Genomic DNA, 20,779 nt, shown 5'->3' on the forward strand with positions numbered 1-20,779 from the left:
GGCCCTATCCCAGGCACTTGCTGATCTGACGGACGGCTTGGCGCAGGCGGTGTTCGTTTTCCACCAGCGACATCCGCAGGTAACCTTCGCCGGCGGCGCCGAACCCGCTGCCGGGGCTGACCGCGACGTTGCCTTCTTCCAGCAATTTCATCGCGAAATCCATCGTGCTCATCGAACTTCGCCACGGCTCGGGGACTTCCGCCCAGACGAACATGCCGGCCTTGGGCGGCTGGACATTCCATCCCAACCGACGCAAGCCGTTGACCAGCACGTCGCGGCGTCGTTGGTAGATTTCGGACTGCTTTTCCACGTTGGCTTCGGTTTCTCGCAGCGCCACGATCGCAGCGATCTGAATCGCCTGGAACATGCCGTAATCGTAGTAGCCCTTGATCGTCCCCAGGCCGCGGACCATGTCGGCGTTGCCGGCACAGAATCCGACCCGCCAGCCGGCCATGTTGTATCCCTTGCTCATCGTGGTGAATTCGACCCCGACGTCCTTGGAACCGGGAGCGGCCAAGTAGCTGGGCGGGACGTAGCCGTCAAAGGCGACATCGGCGTAGGCGAAATCGTGGATGACCATGAAGCCGTACTTCTTGGCCAGCCGGACGACTTCGATGAAAAAGTCGGGCTCGATCACCGCCGAGCTGGGGTTGTGCGGATAATTGACGATCAGAATCTTTGGCGACGGCATCATGTTTTCGCAGGTGTACGCCACATTCCGCAAAAATTTGTCCGGGTCGGCGACGTCCAACGCCACGACGTTGCCCGATGCCAGGATCACGCCGTACATGTGAACCGGAAAATAGGGCGAGGGAATCATCGCGGTGTCGCCGGGGCCCATCAGCGCCAGGCACATGTGCGAGAAACCTTCTTTGCTGCCCAGGCAGGAGATGATTTCGGTTTCCGGGTCCAGCCGGACGCCGTACTTGCGATAGTATTTTCCGGCCACTTCGCGGCGCAAGTTGGCGATGCCGTTGGACTTGCTGTAGCCGTGGTTGCCGGGGTCGGAGGAGGCGTCGTGGAGTTTCTGGATCACGACCGGGTCCGGCGGATCCGACGGGTTCCCCATCCCCAGGTCGATCACGTCATCGCCCGCGCGGCGCTTCTGGTACAGCGAGTTGTTGATCCGCCCGAACATGTAGGGGGGTAAGCGGTCGACCCGCGAGGCGAATTTAACCTCGAACGGCTCCGGGACCGGATCGGTGGTGGGAGCGTCGATCGCCGGCGCATCGATATTCGGCGAATCGTCCTGTGACGCGGCAAATTCAGCCTCGTTGGCGACTGCCTTTGCTTCTGCCGCAGATTGTTCTGCAGGGTTTCCGGGAAGCTTCGAATCATCAAGACTGGCTGTGTCACTCATTTTGGCCAAACCATTTCGCGCCGGGGGAGAAACTAACGACTACGCCCATTGTCGATCAGAAACGGGTTTCATCCCAGGGGTTCACCCGAATTGTTCCCAGAGAACGCGGGAATCAGGAGACGAAGACTTCGGGGGTATGAAAAGGATGAAACGCACCATCCGCGCGATTTCGCCAGTTTTCCTACCCCAAAAATCTTCCTACCTCTCCTCCTGCCACGGCGTCACGTCACGTCGAAGGATGTTCTGAAGAGGGAGGAGAAAGACGCAGACGGATTCGGATCGAAGCGGTGAGCTATGCTGAACAAACCGTCGGCTTTTCGTTACTATACTGTCCCCGCCGGCCGCCCCAGTCCCTCTTGTGGTGCAGCCCTCGTCGCGATCCCGAGTCAATCTTCCCGCTTCCCCATCCTGACCGACCCGACCTATGCCCGTCGCGCTGTTTGTCCCCTGCTACATCGACCAGCTTTACCCGGACGTGGCGATCGCGACGTTGGAGTTGCTGGAGCGGTTGGGAGTCGACGTAGAATATCCCGATGGCCAGACCTGCTGCGGTCAGCCGATGGCCAACACCGGATGCGACGCCGACACGGCGCCGGTGGCTCGGCGGTTTGTCGACCTGTTCGCTGATTTCGACGCCGTGGTTTGCCCCTCCGGGTCGTGCGTGTCGATGGTCCGCAACCACTACGGGGCCTATTTTGACGCCGAAGACGTGAAGTTTCAGCAGGTGACGTCAAAGACCTATGAACTGTGCGAATATTTGCACGATGTGGTGGGCGTCACCCATCTGGATGTCAAATTCCCGCACCGCGTTTCGCTGCACCAAAGCTGCCACGGATTGCGCGAGCTGCGGCTCGGTCAGTCCAGCGAATCGATGACCCCGCGTGAAAACAAGGTTCGCAAACTGCTCAATCTGGTCGAAGGCATCGAGTGGGTCGAACCGGATCGCGCGGACGATTGCTGTGGTTTCGGTGGCACGTTTTCGGTCAATGAGGCGGACGTGTCGGCCGAAATGGGCCGCGCCCGAATCGCCGATCACTGTGGCAAAGGCAGCGAGGTGCTGGCGTCGGCTGACATGAGCTGTCTGATGCACCTGCAAGGTCTGATTCGTCGCGAAAAACATCCGATTCAAGTCATGCATGTCGCTCAGATTCTTTCCGGACGTCCGCTCGGGGCGGCCTGACGATCCACCACGCATCGCTTCCGACCTATCCACCCCAGCAATCTTTCCGTCTCATGCTTCCGATCGTCCAGCACCCGGCCGCCGCCAAGGAATTCGTCAACGACCCGAATCGGTCGCGTTGGCACGACCAAGCCCTGTGGTTCGTTCGCAGCAAACGCGACAAACAAGCCGGCTCCCTTCCCGAATGGGAGTACCTGCGTGAAACCGCGTCGGGAATCAAAACGCACACGATCGCCAACATGGCGCATTACCTGCAGGAGTTCGAACGCAACGCGACCGCGCGCGGGGCGGTCGTTCACTGGGCCCGCGACGCCGAGCACCACAACGAGATTGTGCTGCGAATTCTGCGTGACCACAAAACCAAACGGATCGTCAAAAGCAAGTCGATGTTGACCGAAGAGTGCGGTCTGAATCACTACCTGGAGGACAACGGGATCGACGTCGTCGACACCGACTTGGGCGAACGGATCGTTCAGCTGCGAAATGAACCGCCCAGCCACATCGTGTTGCCGGCGATTCACATCAAAAAGGAAGAAGTCGGCGAGACCTTTCACAGGCACCTGGGAACCGACGAAGGCGCGTCGGACCCCAAGTACCTGACCGAAGCGGCGCGGGGACATTTGCGCGACAAGTTTCTGGCCGGGGAAATCGGGATCACCGGAGTCAACTTTGCCATCGCTGAAACCGGCGGACTGGTCGTTTGTACCAACGAAGGCAACGCGGACCTGGGCACCTCGTTACCACGCGTCCACATCGCCTGCATGGGGATCGAAAAACTTTTGCCGCGACAACGTGACCTGGGCGTGTTCACCCGGCTGTTGGCCCGATCGGCGACCGGGCAGCCGATCACCACTTACACGTCGCACTTCATCGGACCCCGCGACGAAAACAGCGAACTGCACATCGTCTTGGTCGACAACGGTCGAACCCGATTACGTGAAAGCGAAACCTTTCGCGCGGCGATGCACTGTATCCGTTGCGGCGCATGCATGAACACGTGCCCGGTGTATCGACGCAGCGGCGGGCACAGCTATCGCGCCACCGTTCCCGGACCGATCGGAAGCGTGTTGTCGCCGACACGCGATCAGAATTCCTACAAGAGTTTGCCGTACGCCTGCAGCCTGTGTGGGTCGTGCAGCGACGTTTGTCCGGTCAAGATTCCGCTGCATCATCAATTGCTCGCCTGGCGCGGTGAATTGGTCGGCAAGAAACTGTTGCCGGCGTCCAAACGCTGGGCGATGACGATGGCGTCGTATCTGTTTCGATCTCCCCGTCTGTTTCGGCTGGTCGGGAAAGTCGGACGGTTCGCGCTGCGGATCCTGCCCCACTGGGCGACCCACCATCGCTTCAACGCTTGGACCATCGCCCGCGAGCTTCCCGATCCTCCCAATGAGAGCTTTCGCGAATGGCACCGCCGCCACCGAACGAAATGACCATGGAATCCACGAAATCAACTCAGGCCGACACCTCCGCGCGCCAAGCGATTCTGGATCGCATTCGAACGAAACGTGTCGACGTCCCACCATTGCCGGACATCGATCCCGATCGTGTGATCCAGTTCGATCAACCGATCGACAAGTTCGTCGAAATGTTGGCGATGGTCGGCGGCCAGGCACACCTGGTCGACTCACATGCGGACATCCGCGGCATGTTGGACGAGATCGACGTTTTCAATAATGCGACGCGGATCGTCTCACTCGCCCCCGACGCCGTCGCCGGAACCATCGATGCGTCGCAAATCGCGGACCCGCACGATCTGGCGACGCTCGATTGGACGATCGCCCGCGGCGAGTTCATGATCGCCGAAAACGGATCCATCTGGGTCGATGGTGACACGCTGCCGCACCGCGTGCTGCTGTTCATCGCCCAATACCTGGCGATCGTCGTGCCTCGTTCGCAGATCGTTTCCAACATGCACCAGGCCTACGAGCGGATCGAAGGTTTCGGGGCACGTTTCGGCGTCTTCGTGTCCGGCCCCAGCAAGACGGCCGACATCGAACAATCGTTGGTGCTCGGGGCCCACGGTTGCCGCAAGCTTCAGGTGTTCATCGTCGGTGACATGTAGAAGGATCGAGAAAGGAGACACGACATGATGACCCTTCGCACCGCGATCGTCGCCGTTGCACTGGTCCTGGGCCCGTGCGTTGCGTCACCGGGTGTCGCATCAGCGGCGGACTATCCGGGAACGAAGTCTGATTTTCATTCGTTCGATCGCTATGATTTCCAGTGGCAGGGTCATGCGTGCCGCATCGTGGCACCGCGAACTGCAGCGGCGGGCAATCCTTGGATCTGGCGAGCACGGTTTTTCGGCCACGAACCACAATTGGACGTCGAATTGCTGGGGCGTGGTTTTCACGTCGCCTACATCGACGTGGCGGGCTTGTATGGTGCGCCTCAGGCCGTCCAGATTTGGAACGACTTTTATGGCCATGTGACGTCGACCTTTCACTTTCACCCCGAACCGGTGTTGGAAGGGATGAGTCGCGGCGGGTTGATCGTTTTCAATTGGGCCAAGGCGAATCCGAATCGAGTGCGGTGCATTTACGCCGACGCACCGGTATGCGACATCAAAAGCTGGCCGGGTGGCAAAGGTTCTGGGAAAGGCAGTCCGGGCGATTGGAAGCGATGTTTAGAAGCGTATGGATTGAGCGAAGCCGAAGCGCTCGACTCGCAGCCCCCCAAGTCGCGCTGCAACCCCATTGATGCTCTGGAACCTCTGGCTGCAGCCGGTGTTCCAATTCTGTGCGTCGTCGGCGATGCCGACGATGTGGTGCCGGTCGACGAGAACACGGCGATCTTGGAACAGCGATACCGTGAACTCGGTGGGCCGATCGAGGTGATCCATAAACCCGGCGTCGGACACCACCCGCACAGCTTGAAAGACCCGGCGCCGATCGTCGATTTTATGATTCGCAGTGGAGCGATCAGGGAAGATGACCATGCAGATTGAATTCGTTTACTTTGATCTCGGCAACGTTTTGGTTTCGTTCGATCCCGAGATCGCCTGTCGAAACTTTGCCGAGTTGGCTGGAGTGTCCGCCGACAGGGCACGCGAAGTCATCTATGAAAGTGGATTGCAGGATCGATACGAGAGCGGTGAAATCACCAGCCGTTCGTTTACCCAGACGTTGCGGGAGGTGTTGCAATTAGACGCCGATCGATTGCCGCAGGATCAAGTCCTGGACGCGATCAGCGACATGTTCACACCCATCGATTCGATGGTTCCCGTCGTGGAGTTTGCCCGACGCAGTGCCGGTCGCGTCGGCGTGCTGTCCAACACTTGTCCGGCGCATTGGCGCTGGGTGCGAAAACAGCCCTGGCCGGTGTCGCAGATCGATTACGACGTTCGGATCTTGAGCTGTGAAGTGATGTCGATGAAGCCGGACGGGAAGATATACGAGGCCGCCGAAAAAGCCGCGCGGGTGCGCCCCGACAGAATCCTGTTCATCGACGACAAACCGGAAAATGTGGAAGCGGCCGCCCAGCGCGGCTGGCGGGCCGAACAATGCCTCGGCGGCGAACAGGCCAAAGCGGTCATCGAGGGATTTTTGGGCGGGAAGTAGGACTTCCAGCGAGCCGTTCAACTTCAAAAAGCATTTACGAATTGCAACGACGATTTGACCGTGCTGAATCCACGACTGGACGACGAACGCTAAAGTGCTCTCGCCCTGGCCGCTAGCCAGGTCTCCGAATTGGAAGCCACGCGTCAATGCCGCACTCTCGAAAAAGCCTAGTGAGCCGACGGCGCTAGCCGCGGGCCTTCATGCGCCTTAAACACGGCGGTAGGGCCCGAGGCTAGCGCCTACGGCTCAGCGTGTTTGGCTTAAGACGCATCGAGTCGTATTCAATCTGACTGCAAAGGTGAACGGACCCGAAACAGACGACAGAACACGATTCGATACCGTCCCCTTCCGACGGCCAAAGGCGTCGCTTGGCCCCTTGATTCGCCGCTCGAAAAAAGTCGGAAAATGCGAAACGTGTGTGCACCTATCGGGCCGGTTTTAGGTAGCATGCTAGCCGAGAAATGCGAATAACTCGCATTGATGTATTTCAATCGGGTGGCTCCAACTCTCGAAGTTGGCTTTCCATGGCCCGCCACGTGGCCGACGAGTGAAAGTGAAGGAGCGATTCGTTCCTCTGCTTTGATCCACAAATCATGCTGACCTTGCGAAATCGACGGCGTCCGAGTCGATCTGATCGTGCTTCTCGTCACATGCAAAACCGACGACGTGCAGCTCATCGCAATTCTCGACGACCCCGGCTGGAGACACTCGAAGCCCGCCAGATGCTTGCGGCGGCAATTTGGCACAACGTGTTGTCTTCCCTGGACGTGAACGATTCGGGGTCGGTTTCACCGTTAGACGCGCTGGTGGTGCTCAATGAAATCGCGCGCGGTGCGTACGTCGATGCCAACACCGGAGAACTTGATTCGGAGGTCCCCGACGATGTGACCCCGCCGTTCATCGATGTCAACTGTGACAGTTTGGCGACCCCTCGCGACGCATTGTTCGTCCTCAACAATCTGGCCGGTTCGTTTTTCGAACCTCAGTTCGCGCTGACGACCAGCGGAGCGATCAGCGATCAATCGGGACGTGTCGTTGCGGCGGGCTGCCATGCCCAGTTGGTCGAAGGCGATTCGTTGCGGACGGAAATCACCACGTCGGTGCCGATCACGCGCAGCGGTCAAGGCGTCCGGTTGACGTTTGACGCGCCCGAATTTGATCGCAGCAGCGACGGAGGGATGCAGGATGCCGTCGAGATTTCCGTAACCGACGGCAACGGTCAGACGGTGACGCAGACCTATACGCCCGACCGTCAGAGCGCCTTCAACTGGTCCGAAAACACTGGGCTGGCGACGGGCAGTTCGTCCGCGGTCGCGGTCCCGGCGGAGAATTCGGGCCAGCCGTACGAGTTGACGGTGAATCTCGCCCATCTGCCGGTCGGCGAACAGGTCGACGTCACGGTCCGGTTGGTGAACAACGATGGTGACAGCGGAACCTCCGTCGTCGTCCGCGACTTGGAAATCATCAGCGGACTTGACGATCCCAGCGAGGTTTACGCTTCGCCGAACCGATCCGTACCGAACGCGGCAACGATCGATTTTGATTCACTGGTCGATATCAGCAGTAGCGTCCAGCCGAGCTATGGACGGACCTCCTACTCGACGGATCGATCACAGGTGATCACCGAGTTGGTTCTGACCAACCGCAGCAACCAAACGATTGCCGGCGACGTGGTGATCGTGTTGGATCAATTCACAAACCTTGACCTGGCGACGCTGCGTCCTGACGGGTTGCTACCTGACGGCCGTCCGTTTTTCAATTTGACCTCCTTTACCGATGGTCCCCTGGGGCCGGGCGAGTCGACGCGGGCTCGGGAGGTCCGGTTCACCAACCCCGGCGATGAACCATTTCGATACCGGTTGCTCGCGTTTGGTGATTTGAATCGGGCACCGGAACGATTTACCAGCACACCGATCGAAGTGCTTCAATCGGGCGATGTCTTTCGCTATTCGGCACTCGCGATCGATCCCGACGGCGATCGGCTGACTTATTCCTTGGTTGCCGGGCACTCCACGGGCCTGATCGATGCGACGACCGGCAGGCTGACTTGGCAATCAACTTCGGCCGAGATCGGCAGCAATCGGTTTACGGTGCGGGCGACCGATCCGTATGGATTATTCGTCGATCAGACCTTTGATTTAGAAGTCCGTGATGACGTACAAAACCGGCCGCCCAATTTCGTCACCGATCCCGTCACCGAGGCGATCGCGTCGAGTGGTTTCGAAATCACGACGGTGGGTGTGGGAGCAGGGCCACTGGGAGCCGCCATCATCAGCGGGTTCCAGGGACCACGATTGGTGACGGCAAACTCCGATGATCAAACCATCGGTATTTACGCGGGCGAAAACAACGGTCGCTTCGACGATGTCACGACTTATGCGACTGGTCATCCACGTCGCATGGAACAATTGATCGATGTCGGAATCACGTTGGACGCCGGCATTCCGGAGGCACAGCACCCGCTCGATGCGTTTCAGGTTCGCAACATCGCCCAAGGCGACTTCGATCTGGATGGGAATTTGGATCTCGTCGCCGCCTACAACTTCGATCTCAATAGCGACTCGAGTGTCGGAACGACGCGCGTTGTTGTCTTGTTCGGCGACGGCAACGGGGAATTCGCTGCCCCATTGGTTCTTTCGGAATATGAGATTTCAGACGCCGATGCGGAATTGCGCGCCGTCACTACCGGAGACATCAATAACGATGGAGTGCCCGACATCGTCTTCAATGAACGGCACGCTGGTGGTTTTCTCGCCACCGCCATCAGCAACGGAGATGGCACGTTTCAGCCAGTCAACCAAACGGTTTACGACGAGCTGATCAGTGACTTCGTGCTCGCCGATATCGATCTCGATGGAAACTTAGATCTATTCGGCAGGACGATTCTTTCAGAAGCTTTCGGTGCGACGGATCATGATCTGTTTTGGAGTCGTGGAAATGGTGGCGGCACGTTTGAGTCTCCGAACGAGTTTCGTGGAACACGTCGAGGAGGGCTGGACGAAACGACGAAGCCTTATGATCTGGCAGACTTGGATGGGGATGGAGATCTCGATTTGGTCATTTCCGGTGACAACCAACTCATTCAGGTATTCCACAACGATGGCAGTGGCGAATTCACGCTTGTCAATGAAATCGATCCGCCGAGCGCTCAAGCATTTTACGGCCCGGACTGGTTGATCGTCGCCGACTTTACCGGCGATGGGATCAACGACATCGCGTTCCATCATGTCTGGGAAAGTCGAATCGACTTATTGATTGGGGACGGAAACGGAATCGATTTTACCCATCAACAGGGATCGCGGTCGCAAGGACGACCCGATAACTGGACGATGGATTTTGAGCCGATGGACGTCGACGGTGACGGCGACCTGGACATCGTTCACGGAGTCGAATTGGCGCGGGCCGGATTCACCGTCGGACTCAATGATGGATCGGGGAATTTCGACTTTTTCGAGTACGCGATCCCGGAGCTTTCCAACAGCATCAAACGAAATGAAACCGACGCAACCGTCCGCGGGGCGCTGTTCGGGGACTACAACGCTGACGGTGTGCTCGATGTTTCTTACTTCACGACGGACAACAACTTCAGCGGACAAACCGACGCACACGGGATCGGCATCCGATTCGGCACGCGTCCGGGCGAATTCGGGAACACGCGAGCGGAACCCTGGGTCGACCAACCACGCACGAATGCCGTCTATCACGGCGATTTTAACGGTGACGACATCGTCGATCTGTTTGACAGTCTCGGTGACGTCGTCACGATCGGAAATGGCGACGGAAGTTTTCAGGAACCGGTGCCGGCATCCGGGATTCGCAGGCCCGCATTTGTTGCGGCCGTCGGCGACTACAACTTAGACGGACTGGACGACGTCGTTGCCGGCCGAGAGGGAGGTCTGTATGTCGGACTGTCCAACGGCGATGGAACCCTGGACGTCAATCAAACGATCGATGGCGGAGGTTTCTATGGTTATCACTCGATGGAAGCGGTCGATTTCAATCGCGACGGTTATTTGGATTTCATCGTCAAGGCGGAGGTCGATGAGTACTTCGAGGTTTACTTGAATGACCCTCTGTCGCCCGGAACATTCACGATCAATTTCACCTACAACTTGGCTGATGGATCACAGGGCATCAATGTTTCCAATTGGGAGGAATCGTGGGACGTCGGTGATTTCAACGGAGACGGGATTCAAGATTTCCTGACGGCGGAGCGCGAATCGAATACCCCGCTGACTCCAATCAATTTGGTGCTATTCGCCGGAGACGGCGAAGGCGGATTTACGAGATGGAGCGAATCGGAAGGATTTGAAGAATTCAAGCAATTTGGCGTCCTCGGCCAACCGGTGGATCCTGGCGACCTCTCCTCAGGCGACATCGATGGCGATGGTGACCTTGACGTCCTTTCCGCGAGTACGTTGGGTACCCGCATCTTCCTGAATGATGGAAATGGCAATTTTGCGTTCAGCGGAGATTTGCTCACCTACGTCCGAACCCATCAACGACACCGCGAGTCATGGTTGGTCGATTTCGATGAGGACGGTCATCTCGATTTTGTGATCGCTGCCGCAGCCGACATCGTCGGAGCGATTCACGTCTTCAAGGGTGACGGACAAGGGAATTTCGCTGTCGCCCAGAGCGTGAACATGCACGGCGAGGCAAACAGCACACGCGATCCGTTCGTCGACTGGAACCATGACGGCCATCTGGATTACGTCTACGCGACCGGAGACAGTTCCTCGGACGACGTGGCGTTCTACATGGGGCGACGCGATGACCTGGTCGACGTCTTGGCCGTCGATTTGAATGGTGACGGCAATGAAGAGATTCTGGGCATTCAAGACCAGATGGAACGACTGCAGATCTTCGTCGGCGATTCGTTGGGGCGATTCTCTCGGCAACAGGACTTGCAAACGGGGCGATCTCCCAAAGCCTTGGCGGCGGGTGATCTGGACGGCAACGGCATGGAGATTGTCGCGGCCAATCGATCCGATGCGAGTCTTTCGATTTTTAGCGGTGACCTTGCATCCGGTTTCTCGTCGAGCGTGATTGACGTGCCCGGCCGCCCGATCGATGTTGAATTGGCCGATCACGATGGCGACGGGGAAATTGACATCTTCGTCCTGGACGAAATGAATGGGCTTCATGTGTACGCGGGCAACGGAACGCTCGTGCCCGAGGATCCGGCGAGCGTCAGCCTGGGCGACCGACCGGGCCGAATGCTGTTGGCCGATGCGAACGGTGACGGGGCACTCGATGTGGTCATCACGCTGCCGGAAAGTCAGCGGATCATGATTTTGCCGGGTGACGGCGCGACACTCGATCTCGGTGCTCCGATCTACCTGGATCTTGATGAGGCGCCGGCCGATCTGGCCGTCTTGAATCTCAATGACGACGCCCATCCCGACATCGCGATCGCGCTACCCTTTGCAAATGCGGTTGCCGTTTACTACGGACTCGGTAGCGGGCAATTCGCACGCCCCCAATCGATCACTGTCGGTGACTCTCCCACCCGAATCGTTTCCGAGGACGCCGATGAAGACGGGCGAATGGACCTGATCGTCACCAACACCGGCGACGACACGGTCAGCGTGATTTACAACCGCTTCGATCCAAACGAGGTCTACCGATACGATTCGGATGCCGTTGATCCAGACGACGACATCTTGACGTACGCCATCGTCGACGGTCCCCGCGGGTTGATCATCAATCCGGCAAACGGCGCCTTGTTGTGGGCCGCCTCGCCGGATCAAGTGGGAGTCCACGATGTGGTGATTTCCGCCGACGATGGGAGGGGCGGTGTCGGTACACAGACTTTCAAGATCGAAGTCGTTCCGGCCGAAGAGAACGCATCGCCATTGATCGCCTTGATGCCCGAGATGACGATCGCCGCGAGCGAGTCGTTCACGCACACGATTCAGGCGATCGATGCTGACCATCATCCGCTTCGCTTTCGATTGCTCCAGGGGCCAGATGGGGCGTCGATCAACCCGACATCCGGTGAACTCATTTGGGATGGCCGGTCGCAAGCCGAGGAATTCGGACGTGGACACGCCGGCGGGATCATCCGAATTCCCAGTGCGGCAACTCTGAAACCGGAGAGCATCACCGTCGAGGGTTGGTACCAATTGAAGGCGTTGACGCGCTTCAACATCTTGGTTCAGGATCAGGGGATTTTGGTCACGACTCATGAGACCGATCAATCGATTCGAGTGGACCTGTCTCTGGAAGGAGAAACACTTCGCTTTTTTGTCCCCGTCACACCGAAGAGGGACGAATGGTATCACCTTGCATTTACCTATGATGCGGCGACCGGTGAAGCCAAACTTTTCGTCGATGGAGTGCTCGGTGGATCGGCGACGGCGTCCGAACCGAAACCTCTGAATACGACACCCGGCGTCACCCAGGTGGGCATTCCGAACGGCACCATGCGCGCCGTTGTCGACAATTACCGTATTTGGGATGACGCACGAGACGAACAAGAGATCCGCGATGGAATGGACCGCCAATTCGAAGGCGATCCACGATTGGTTGTCGACTACCGATTCGAAGAAACCGATACGATCACTGTCCGCGATCACTCCATTTATGGAAATCACGGTTACCGCATCGCGTTTAACTTGACGTCGCAACCGGCCGTCGGCCTTGCCGATCCCGGACGCTATGACTTTACCGTCGGTGTCGAAGACGGTCGTGGCGGCTTCGACGTGAAAAGCTTTACCATCGATGTCGCTCCGGAAATCCGTGGCAGCATCGAAGGGAAACTTTTTGAAGACCTCGACGGAGACGGGGTACAGGACGACGGAAGCGAAAATCCAGCGGAACCCGGTCTCGCCGATTGGCACCTGTTCATCGATCAAAACGAAAACGGATTCCCGGACCCCGGCGAGCGACAAGCGATCACGGACTCCGGCGGAAACTACGCATTCCCAAATCTTTTGACGGGCGACTACCGCATCAGTGTTTCGCCGGTCGCCGGGTACCAGTCGCCACCAAGTTTTGAAGCCGAAGCTCGATCAGAAACACTCAACGAGATCGATCCCGGATCGGCCATCTCCTACGACTTGGCGATCGAACAGCTCGCGCTCAGTCAAATTCGCGGCCAACTTAAAACTGAATCGGATCAGCCGATTCCCTACTGGAAAGTCTTCGCAGATCTGAACGAAGACGGTTTCCGCGACACCGATGAGCCGATGGCCATGTCCGATCGATTCGGCAACTTCGCCGTCACGGGACTCGGCCAGGGCAACTACAAACTGTTGGCTGATAAGCCGGCCGGTTGGAGCGATGCGGCCGAGGTAGACGGATTGATGGTCGAACTCGGCGCGGACGAGATCAGTGAAGGCAACGATTTCGTGCTCTCACCGACAAACTCTTCCGTGACCGCCGGACTGCATTTTGTCACGACGGCCCCGGAGTCCATCGAAGCCCGCCGGACGTTGACTTACGCCTCTATCGCATTGTCCATCAGCGAAGGCGAGGTGCGATACGATCTTTCACTTGCGCCCGATGGGATGGTCGTCGATCCAACGACCGGCTTGCTTGCCTGGCGGCCGACTGTCGACCAGGTCGGGGAGCACACGATCGTCTTGCGAGCGAAATCCGGTGATTCCGTCGCCCTCCAAGACTTCATCATCGACGTTACCGCACCAAACGAGCCGCCCGTCGTCACCCGCTTGCCCGGCGACATCGCCCACCTGAATCAGCCACATCAATTCGACATCGCCGCACAGGACGACCAGCAGGAAACGTTGACCTTCGCGTTGCTCGGTCCGTCCCATGGTGCGTCCGTCGATTTCAGCAGCGGTCGGATGACTTGGACGCCCGGGGCGACGGGATCCTTCGCATTTCTCCTCGAAGTCACCGACGGAAGCGGTGCGTCAACTCGAGAGGAGTTTACGATCCAGGTTGATTCCGCGGCACCCGTGCTCGAATTGGTCGATGTTCGCTTGCCTCGTGACCAATTTCCGGTCGGCCAGCAATCCATCGCCCGAATCTCCGCGATGGATTCTTTGGGGCGTGATGTCGACTGGACGATCAACAGTCCGCCGACGGGTATGACGGTGCAAGTTGATGGCACCATCGAGTGGACACCGACGGGCCAGCAATTGGGTGAGCACACCCTGATGTTCGTTGCCGTCACTGCGGGGGGAACTTCATTCCCGGTCGAAGTGCCCGTCTCCGTCGTCGGCTCCCTGGTCAATTCAAAGCCCGTGGTGCGTTCCAGTCCGATCACCGCGGCGGTCGTCGGGAGTCCGTATTCCTACGATCTGGTCGTGGACGATCCTGACCGAGATCCGCTGTCATTCGCGTTGCTCGAGGCACCTCACGGCATGAGTCTCGATCCGATTGACGGCACCGTCCGTTGGACACCCGCCGAGGATCAACGACGCGAACATTCGGTGGTCATCCGGATCGCTGACACCTATGGCGCAGAAGTCCTTCACTCCTACAAATTGACGACCCGACGGTTCGGCGGTCCACCGGTCATTGAAAGTGTGCCGGAAACGGAAGCCTCCGTCGGTCAAGCTTACTTCTATACCATCGAAGCACGTGATGCCGAAAAGGATCCTTTGACGTATCGTCTTCTGACGGCTCCCGATGGCATGTCGATCACCGAGTCGACCGGAGCGATCGTGTGGACGCCGATCGCCGATCAGGTCGGTCTTCAAACGGTCGCCATTGAAGTTTCCGACGGCGTCGGAGGCGCGAGCACCCAATCCTTCGCGATCCGGGTCGGCCAAGGCGTGGCCAACACGCCGCCGACCATCAACAGTTCCGCGCCTCGCTTTGCCGCGGTCGGTTCCACCTACCGATACCCGATCGTTGCGGCGGATCCCGAACAAACGCAACTAAGCTATTTGATCGCCACGGGACCGGCGGGGATGACGATCACCACAGAGGGTCTGATTTCGTGGATGCCGGGAAGTGGTGCCGAGGGAAAAGTTCCCGTCACGATTCGAGTGATCGACGAAGGCGGTGCCGCCGCGATCGAGTCATTCGAGATCGACGTGCTGGCGGAGAATTTGGATCCGATCATCGAAAGTTCCGCTCCGAGCGAGGCGGTCGCCGGAGCGGTGTTCCGCTACGACCTTTTTGCGTCGGATCCGAACGTCGATTTGTTGACCTACGAGTTGACCGTGGGGCCGGCGCTGGCTTCGATCGATGCCTTCGGCCGCATTCGCTGGACGCCAACGTCATCCGATCTCGGAGATCACCCCTTCGAAGTTACGGTTCGAGATCCGCGCGGTGGTGTGGCGATTCAGTCGTTCGACCTGGAAGTCATCGAGGACACGGTTCCGCCTCGCGTCAGTTTGATCGAGCGTCCCAACGATACCAGTCGAAACGTTCTTCCGTGGCAGGGACCGTTCGTGGTCTATGCGAAGTCGATCGACAACGTGGAAGTCGCTTCGCTCACGCTGACGGCGAATGGGCAATCGATTCCGTTGGACGCCGCCGGAACCGCGACCTTCAACTTCGAGGATTGGGCGTTCCAGACAATCAACGCGACCGCGACCGCCGTGGACACGAGCGGGAACGAGACGTCGCGCACGATCACATTCAATTATGATTTCCCCGAAGGCTGGGGACCGGGTAACGACGACAGTATTCCGACCGCCACCATCACCAGTCCTGCTGACAGTGCTTCGGTGACCGGCATGGTGTCGATCGCCGGAACCGCGTCGCACGAAGATTTTTCGGCGTACCGCTTGAGCTACCGGCGAATCGACGACGGTCAGTTCACCCAGTTTCTGCGCAGCGAAACGCCGGTGGAAAATGGTGAACTCGGTGTGTGGGACACCAGCTTGCTTCCCAATGATGAATACGTGATTCGCTTGGAAGTGGCCACGACTGAGGGGGTTGCCAATGTGGCGGAGCATCGGGTCGGACTTGCCGGTGAACTGAAGCTTGGAAACTTCCGTCTAAGCTTCACCGACATGGTGATCCCGGTCGCGGGGATTCCGATCGAGATCACGCGGATCTACGACACCTTGCAGGCCGATCGCCAAGGTGACTTCGGTTTCGGATGGAGACTCGAGTACCGTGATACCGATTTGCGGGTCGGTTTGCCGAAAAGCGGTTTGGAAGATATCGGGATCTACAGTGGACTACGTCCCGGCGTGAAGGTTTATTTGAATATTCCCGGCCAGGGGCGGCAGGGATTCACGTTCGATCCGGACATCCGTGTGCTGCCTGGTTGGGGCGGCAACAATCTGGTGCTCGCCCGTCCGCGATTCACACCCGATCCCGGCGTCACGGCGACACTGTCGACGGGCATCAGCAACTACCTGCACGTCAACGAGCAAGGCGAACTCTACGCCCCCGGCGGTATCCCCTACAACCCGGCCAGTCCCAATTTCGGCGGGGCGTATGTGGTGACGACGCGGGATGGTATTTCCTATCGAGTTGACGGGGCCACCGGCAAACTGGTTTCGGCAACGGATCGCAATGGGAATTCTTTAACGTTTGCCGACGGCGGAATATCGAGCGGCAACCAGTTCGAAGTTTCGTTCGATCGAAATGCATCTGGTCGAATTGCACGAATCACGGATCTGGAAGGTCAGTCCGTGGAGTATTTCTATGGAGCGGCTGGCGATCTAACGCGGGTCGTTGATCGCGAAGGGAACAGTACTGAATTCACCTACCTGGCTGGTCGTGATCACTATCTGGACGACATCATTGATCCGCTTGGAAGAGTTGGTGACCGTTTGGAGTACGACAGTGACGGAAGACTGATCAGCACTACAAATGTCCGTGGAGCGGCAACAAGCTACTCGTTTGATCCCGATAACTTCGTCGGGCAGGTCACCGGACCGCTCGGGGAAGAACTCCTCTATGAATATGATCAATTCGGAAATGTCGTCTCGACGACCGATGCCTTGGGAAATCAAATTCGCCACACATTCGATGCTGAAGGTCGGGTGATAGCGACCGTCGATTCGCTGGGGAATCGCACGTCCTATACTCGCAACCAAGCGGGAGATCCCATCCAAATAACCGATGCGGCCGGGAACGTGATTCGCTTTGCATACAACGCGATGGGCGATCTGGAATCGATCATAGATGCGATCGGTTCCGTCGAACGTCGCCGGTATGACGACTTTGGAAATCTGATTGCCCGAACGGCGCCCGATGGCGCGACGATTCATTACGAGTACGATTCACGAGGCAATCGAATAAGAACGACTGATGCGATTGGTCGCTCAATGGAGTCGGTGTTTGACAGTTTCGGCAATGAAGTCACTCAGATTGACCGGAATGGGAATGCATTGAACTTCGCCTTCAATGCCAACGGAGTCACCACCGGTAGTTTTGCCAATCGGGTTGATCACGATGGAACACAAGTCACTATCTCAACACAGATCACCGTTGACAGCAACGGACAATGGACCGCTGCCCGAGATCCTCTGGGTAATGTATCGCAACGAGAGTTCAATGCTCTTGGTCAGTTGCAAGCAACTGTCGATCCGATGGGGCGGCGTGTGGAGATGGACGGTACCGATACCCCTGTCGCTGAGTCCGTTCTCTTCGCCGGCGCACAGAATGTTGGCTTTGATTTTGACTTAGATGATCAACTGACATCGGTCACGAACAAGGGAGGTTTCACTGAGAAATATGTCTACGACGCGGTGGGCAATCTGATTCAGCGGATTTTACCTGACGGAACAGATGCGGATGAATCGGACAATCCCATCTACGTTTATGAGTACGACGCATTGCGACGCGTGACCGCAACGGTCGATCCGAACGGTCACCGAACTGAGTTCGAGTACGATTCAGTGGGCAATCAAATCGCGGCTGTTGACGCGATGGGCAACGAATCACGTTGGCAGTACGATGCCGCAGGCAGAGTAACGGCGATGACCGATCGGCTGCAGCGAAAAACCAGCTTCCGATACGATGCAGTTGGCCGATTGCTGGAAACCACGTTTCCGGATTCATCGTCGATCAAATACCAATATGACAGAGATGGAAATCGCATCGGGATTATCGATGCTGACGGCAATCAAACTCGATATCGCTACGATAACGAAAGTCGATTGACGGAGGTGATCAACGTTGCCGGGAACACGACTTCGTACGAGCGAGATTCTCTGGGCAACGTTACGAAAAACATTGACGCGTTAGGCCGAGAGACACGGTTTGAATACGATGTGCTGTCGAACCCTATCAAAACGACGCGCCCTCTCGGCCAGACATCGACTCGGACCTATTACGCTGACAGCCAACTTGAATCTGAAACAGATTTCGTCGGCAATACCAAGACCTACACCTACGGTGATCGTGGAGAGCTTCGGCGGATCGACTTTTCAGACGGTGGCAACATCGAATATGAATATGACGATTTCGGCAACCCGGTGCGAATCATTGACTCCGTCGACGGGACCAGCATTGCCAGCTACAACGAGCGAGCGCAGCTCGTAGAGATGGTGCGTCCGGATGGTTCATTCTTGCGGTACAGCTACGATCTAGCTGGCAACCTGGTTTCACTGACGACTCCCAATGGGACCGCCGTTTACGAGTATGATTCGCTGAATCGAATGATTTCTGCGGAAGGCTCCAACGGGGCAATCACACGCTACACCTATGACGCCGAAGGCAACGTCAGCACGATTGACTTTGGGAACGGAACCGAGGAGTCACGCGGCTACGATGCACTTGATCGCTTGGTCTTCAGCGAATTGCGTGATGCGTTAGGAACCGTGTTGTCTAGAACTGATTACACACGAGAGCCCAGCGGAAATATCACAGAGATTCACCATCCCGATGGAAGCATCACGGCTTTCCAATACGATCAACACAATCGGTTGATCGAGGAAACACGGCGGTCGCTCTCTGGCGATCTCAAGACTGTAGTCTACTCCTATGACGCAGTCGGTAACCGAGTTGCGAAAACTGATTCCGAAGTCGGCATGACTCTGTATGAATACGACAACAATGATCGATTGATTCAGGTATCGGGCGCCGAGCAGCGAAGCTACCAATACAATGCCAACGGTCAACAGCTCTCGGCGAGCGACTCCAACGGCGGTGTGATTTATCAATGGAACGGTCGTGGGCAGCTGGAATCTGCCGAAGTCACCGCCGGCACAACGACTACCACCGTCGGTTACGCCTATGACGCATCGGGAAATCTTGTCCGCCGTACCGTCGACGGGCTTGCAACCAATTTCTTGGTCGATGCGAATCGCGACTATTCGGAGGTGATTGAGGAATATGGTGACCTAGGCAATGTGGTCTACCTTTATGGCAATGAACGGATTAGCCACACAAGCAATGGTGAAACTGTTTACTATCATTCCGACCACCAAGACTCGATAACATCCATCCATGATGATTCCGGGCAGTTGGTCGCCTCAGGGACATTCGACGCATTCGGGTTGCCGCTGGAAAACACGGTGGACTTATTCTCACCGTTTGGTTTCACCGGTCAGTACACCGATGATGTCACCGGAAATGTTTACCTGCGGGCTCGTCATATGGATCCGGTCGACGGGCGTTTTCTATCGGAAGACCCCTACGCCGGTGTTCGCGATGAACCGACCAGTCTGCACCGTTTCCTTTATGCCCACAACAATCCGGTCGCTTACACCGACCCTAGTGGCGAAGTCACGATTGCACAAACGATCGTGACCGTGGGTTTGATCGGCGGATTGCTGGGATTAACGACGTTGGTGGGACGCCAGTTATTTGAAGCCACCGCTTCGGTGAATTGGAAAGGGTTTTCTGGCGGCGTATCGGGCGGGCCATCGGCGGTCGTCGTGAGTGCCTCTGCCGGCATGTTGGCCAGTGCAGTCGCGACAGAGAACGCACCATTTGAACGCAAGGTTAGTTGGAGTGACGATTATCAGCGACGATACTCCGGATTGATGGGGACGATCCTTGCGGGTGTATCCGGCGGACTCTCGACTCCTGTGCTGGATTTGTCGGGAGGAATCGGAACATTTGAATTGGAATTGCCTCGTCCGTTAACGCCACGGATCGCTCCGACCCTCGGTTTGGTAGGAGCGTTTCTGATGTACGACAGTACGGTGACGGTCATCGCCGGAAAAACATTTAGTTCGTTCCTGGCCATGGGCTACGGAGCAGGGGGCGCTAATGGATGCGGTCTTGGCACTCCCAGTGCGGCGGACACCGTTAGTTCCGGAGTCAATTTGGTTCTGCCCACCGGCGAGACGAACCGACAAAACACGGGTCAGATCCGAGACGCATTCGGCCTGGCCAACGTGAGGTGTTGACCGCAGGTCACGAGGGAGTCAGGCGTCTATCGATCCACCACGGGTTACGAGAGCTCAAAACGCTTTCGCGGTAGCATCGCTGTAACCTCCGCCCGATGCCGCTAAGTTTAGGCCCGGACGCTTGCGCGAACCGGCTGATGTAAATGGATTATCAGCCGTTTGGCGCGAGCCTACGGGCCCTCCCCACAGGACCAGCCGGTCAGTACGGGCAGATTGACCGCTTACTGTCCGGTGAAACGGAAGGTGGCTCGCGGAGACTCGGGCCGGCGCGGGCGGACGCTTGCGGATTGGGGCTGATTCCTAGTGGACAAGTGTTGAATATCGCCAGCCGGGGGAGGACAATAGGGGCGCCTCCCGTCCGGGGGATCGGCGTGTCGCTGTCGGGCCTTGGCGGCCTCTTTCGCCGTCGCTCCCCAATATCCATGCAGAGTCTCCC

Annotated in this window: 7 protein-coding genes; 6 read left to right on the top strand and 1 reads right to left on the bottom strand. The window is 57.6% G+C overall.

Annotated features, from left to right (window positions below; all coding sequences use genetic code 11):
- Nucleotides 1-4: 4 nt before the first annotated feature.
- A complete protein-coding gene (locus tag Mal15_RS14965) occupies nucleotides 5-1,360 on the bottom strand; it encodes an aminotransferase class I/II-fold pyridoxal phosphate-dependent enzyme (RefSeq protein WP_233903456.1) in 1,356 nt (451 codons plus the stop codon).
- A 424-nt stretch (nucleotides 1,361-1,784) separates the two neighbouring features.
- Here Mal15_RS14965 and Mal15_RS14970 point away from each other — a divergent pair, with 424 nt between their 5' ends.
- The 6 genes from Mal15_RS14970 (at nucleotide 1,785) to Mal15_RS14995 (ending at nucleotide 20,343) form a co-directional block, all read left to right on the top strand.
- Nucleotides 1,785-2,540: a (Fe-S)-binding protein gene (locus tag Mal15_RS14970; RefSeq protein WP_147868516.1), complete on the top strand. Its 756-nt coding sequence runs from the start codon at nucleotides 1,785-1,787 to the stop codon at nucleotides 2,538-2,540.
- Nucleotides 2,541-2,593: 53 nt separating this feature from the next.
- The gene (locus tag Mal15_RS14975; protein ID WP_147868517.1) at nucleotides 2,594-3,973 is read left to right on the top strand and encodes a lactate utilization protein B; all 1,380 of its coding nucleotides are present in this window, start codon (nucleotides 2,594-2,596) and stop codon (nucleotides 3,971-3,973) included.
- A gap of 2 nt (nucleotides 3,974-3,975) precedes the next feature.
- Entirely contained in the window at nucleotides 3,976-4,605 is a 630-nt protein-coding gene (locus Mal15_RS14980; protein WP_233903457.1) for a LutC/YkgG family protein, read from the top strand.
- 24 nt (nucleotides 4,606-4,629) lie between these two features.
- Nucleotides 4,630-5,490 (top strand): alpha/beta hydrolase family protein, encoded by an 861-nt coding sequence (locus Mal15_RS14985; RefSeq protein WP_147868519.1) that lies wholly within the window; start codon nucleotides 4,630-4,632, stop codon nucleotides 5,488-5,490.
- The gene (locus tag Mal15_RS14990; RefSeq protein ID WP_167546831.1) at nucleotides 5,480-6,103 is read left to right on the top strand and encodes an HAD family hydrolase; all 624 of its coding nucleotides are present in this window, start codon (nucleotides 5,480-5,482) and stop codon (nucleotides 6,101-6,103) included. Before Mal15_RS14985 ends, Mal15_RS14990 begins: the two co-directional genes overlap by 11 nt.
- Nucleotides 6,104-6,825: 722 nt before the next feature.
- Nucleotides 6,826-20,343 (top strand): FG-GAP-like repeat-containing protein, encoded by a 13,518-nt coding sequence (locus Mal15_RS14995; protein ID WP_167546832.1) that lies wholly within the window; start codon nucleotides 6,826-6,828, stop codon nucleotides 20,341-20,343.
- Nucleotides 20,344-20,779 lie beyond the last annotated feature (436 nt).

The organism is Stieleria maiorica (assembly GCF_008035925.1).
GTDB lineage: Bacteria > Planctomycetota > Planctomycetia > Pirellulales > Pirellulaceae > Stieleria > Stieleria maiorica.

What these genes read in the sequence shown, in the direction of transcription:
- Mal15_RS14970 (WP_147868516.1), top strand. Translation starts at nt 1,785, where the DNA reads ATGCCCGTCGCGCTGTTTGTCCCCTGCTACATCGACCAGCTTTACCCG.
- Mal15_RS14965 (WP_233903456.1), bottom strand. Translation starts at nt 1,360, where the DNA reads ATGAGTGACACAGCCAGTCTTGATGATTCGAAGCTTCCCGGAAACCCT.
- Mal15_RS14995 (WP_167546832.1), top strand. Translation starts at nt 6,826, where the DNA reads ATGCTTGCGGCGGCAATTTGGCACAACGTGTTGTCTTCCCTGGACGTG.
- Mal15_RS14980 (WP_233903457.1), top strand. Translation starts at nt 3,976, where the DNA reads ATGGAATCCACGAAATCAACTCAGGCCGACACCTCCGCGCGCCAAGCG.
- Mal15_RS14985 (WP_147868519.1), top strand. Translation starts at nt 4,630, where the DNA reads ATGATGACCCTTCGCACCGCGATCGTCGCCGTTGCACTGGTCCTGGGC.
- Mal15_RS14990 (WP_167546831.1), top strand. Translation starts at nt 5,480, where the DNA reads ATGCAGATTGAATTCGTTTACTTTGATCTCGGCAACGTTTTGGTTTCG.
- Mal15_RS14975 (WP_147868517.1), top strand. Translation starts at nt 2,594, where the DNA reads ATGCTTCCGATCGTCCAGCACCCGGCCGCCGCCAAGGAATTCGTCAAC.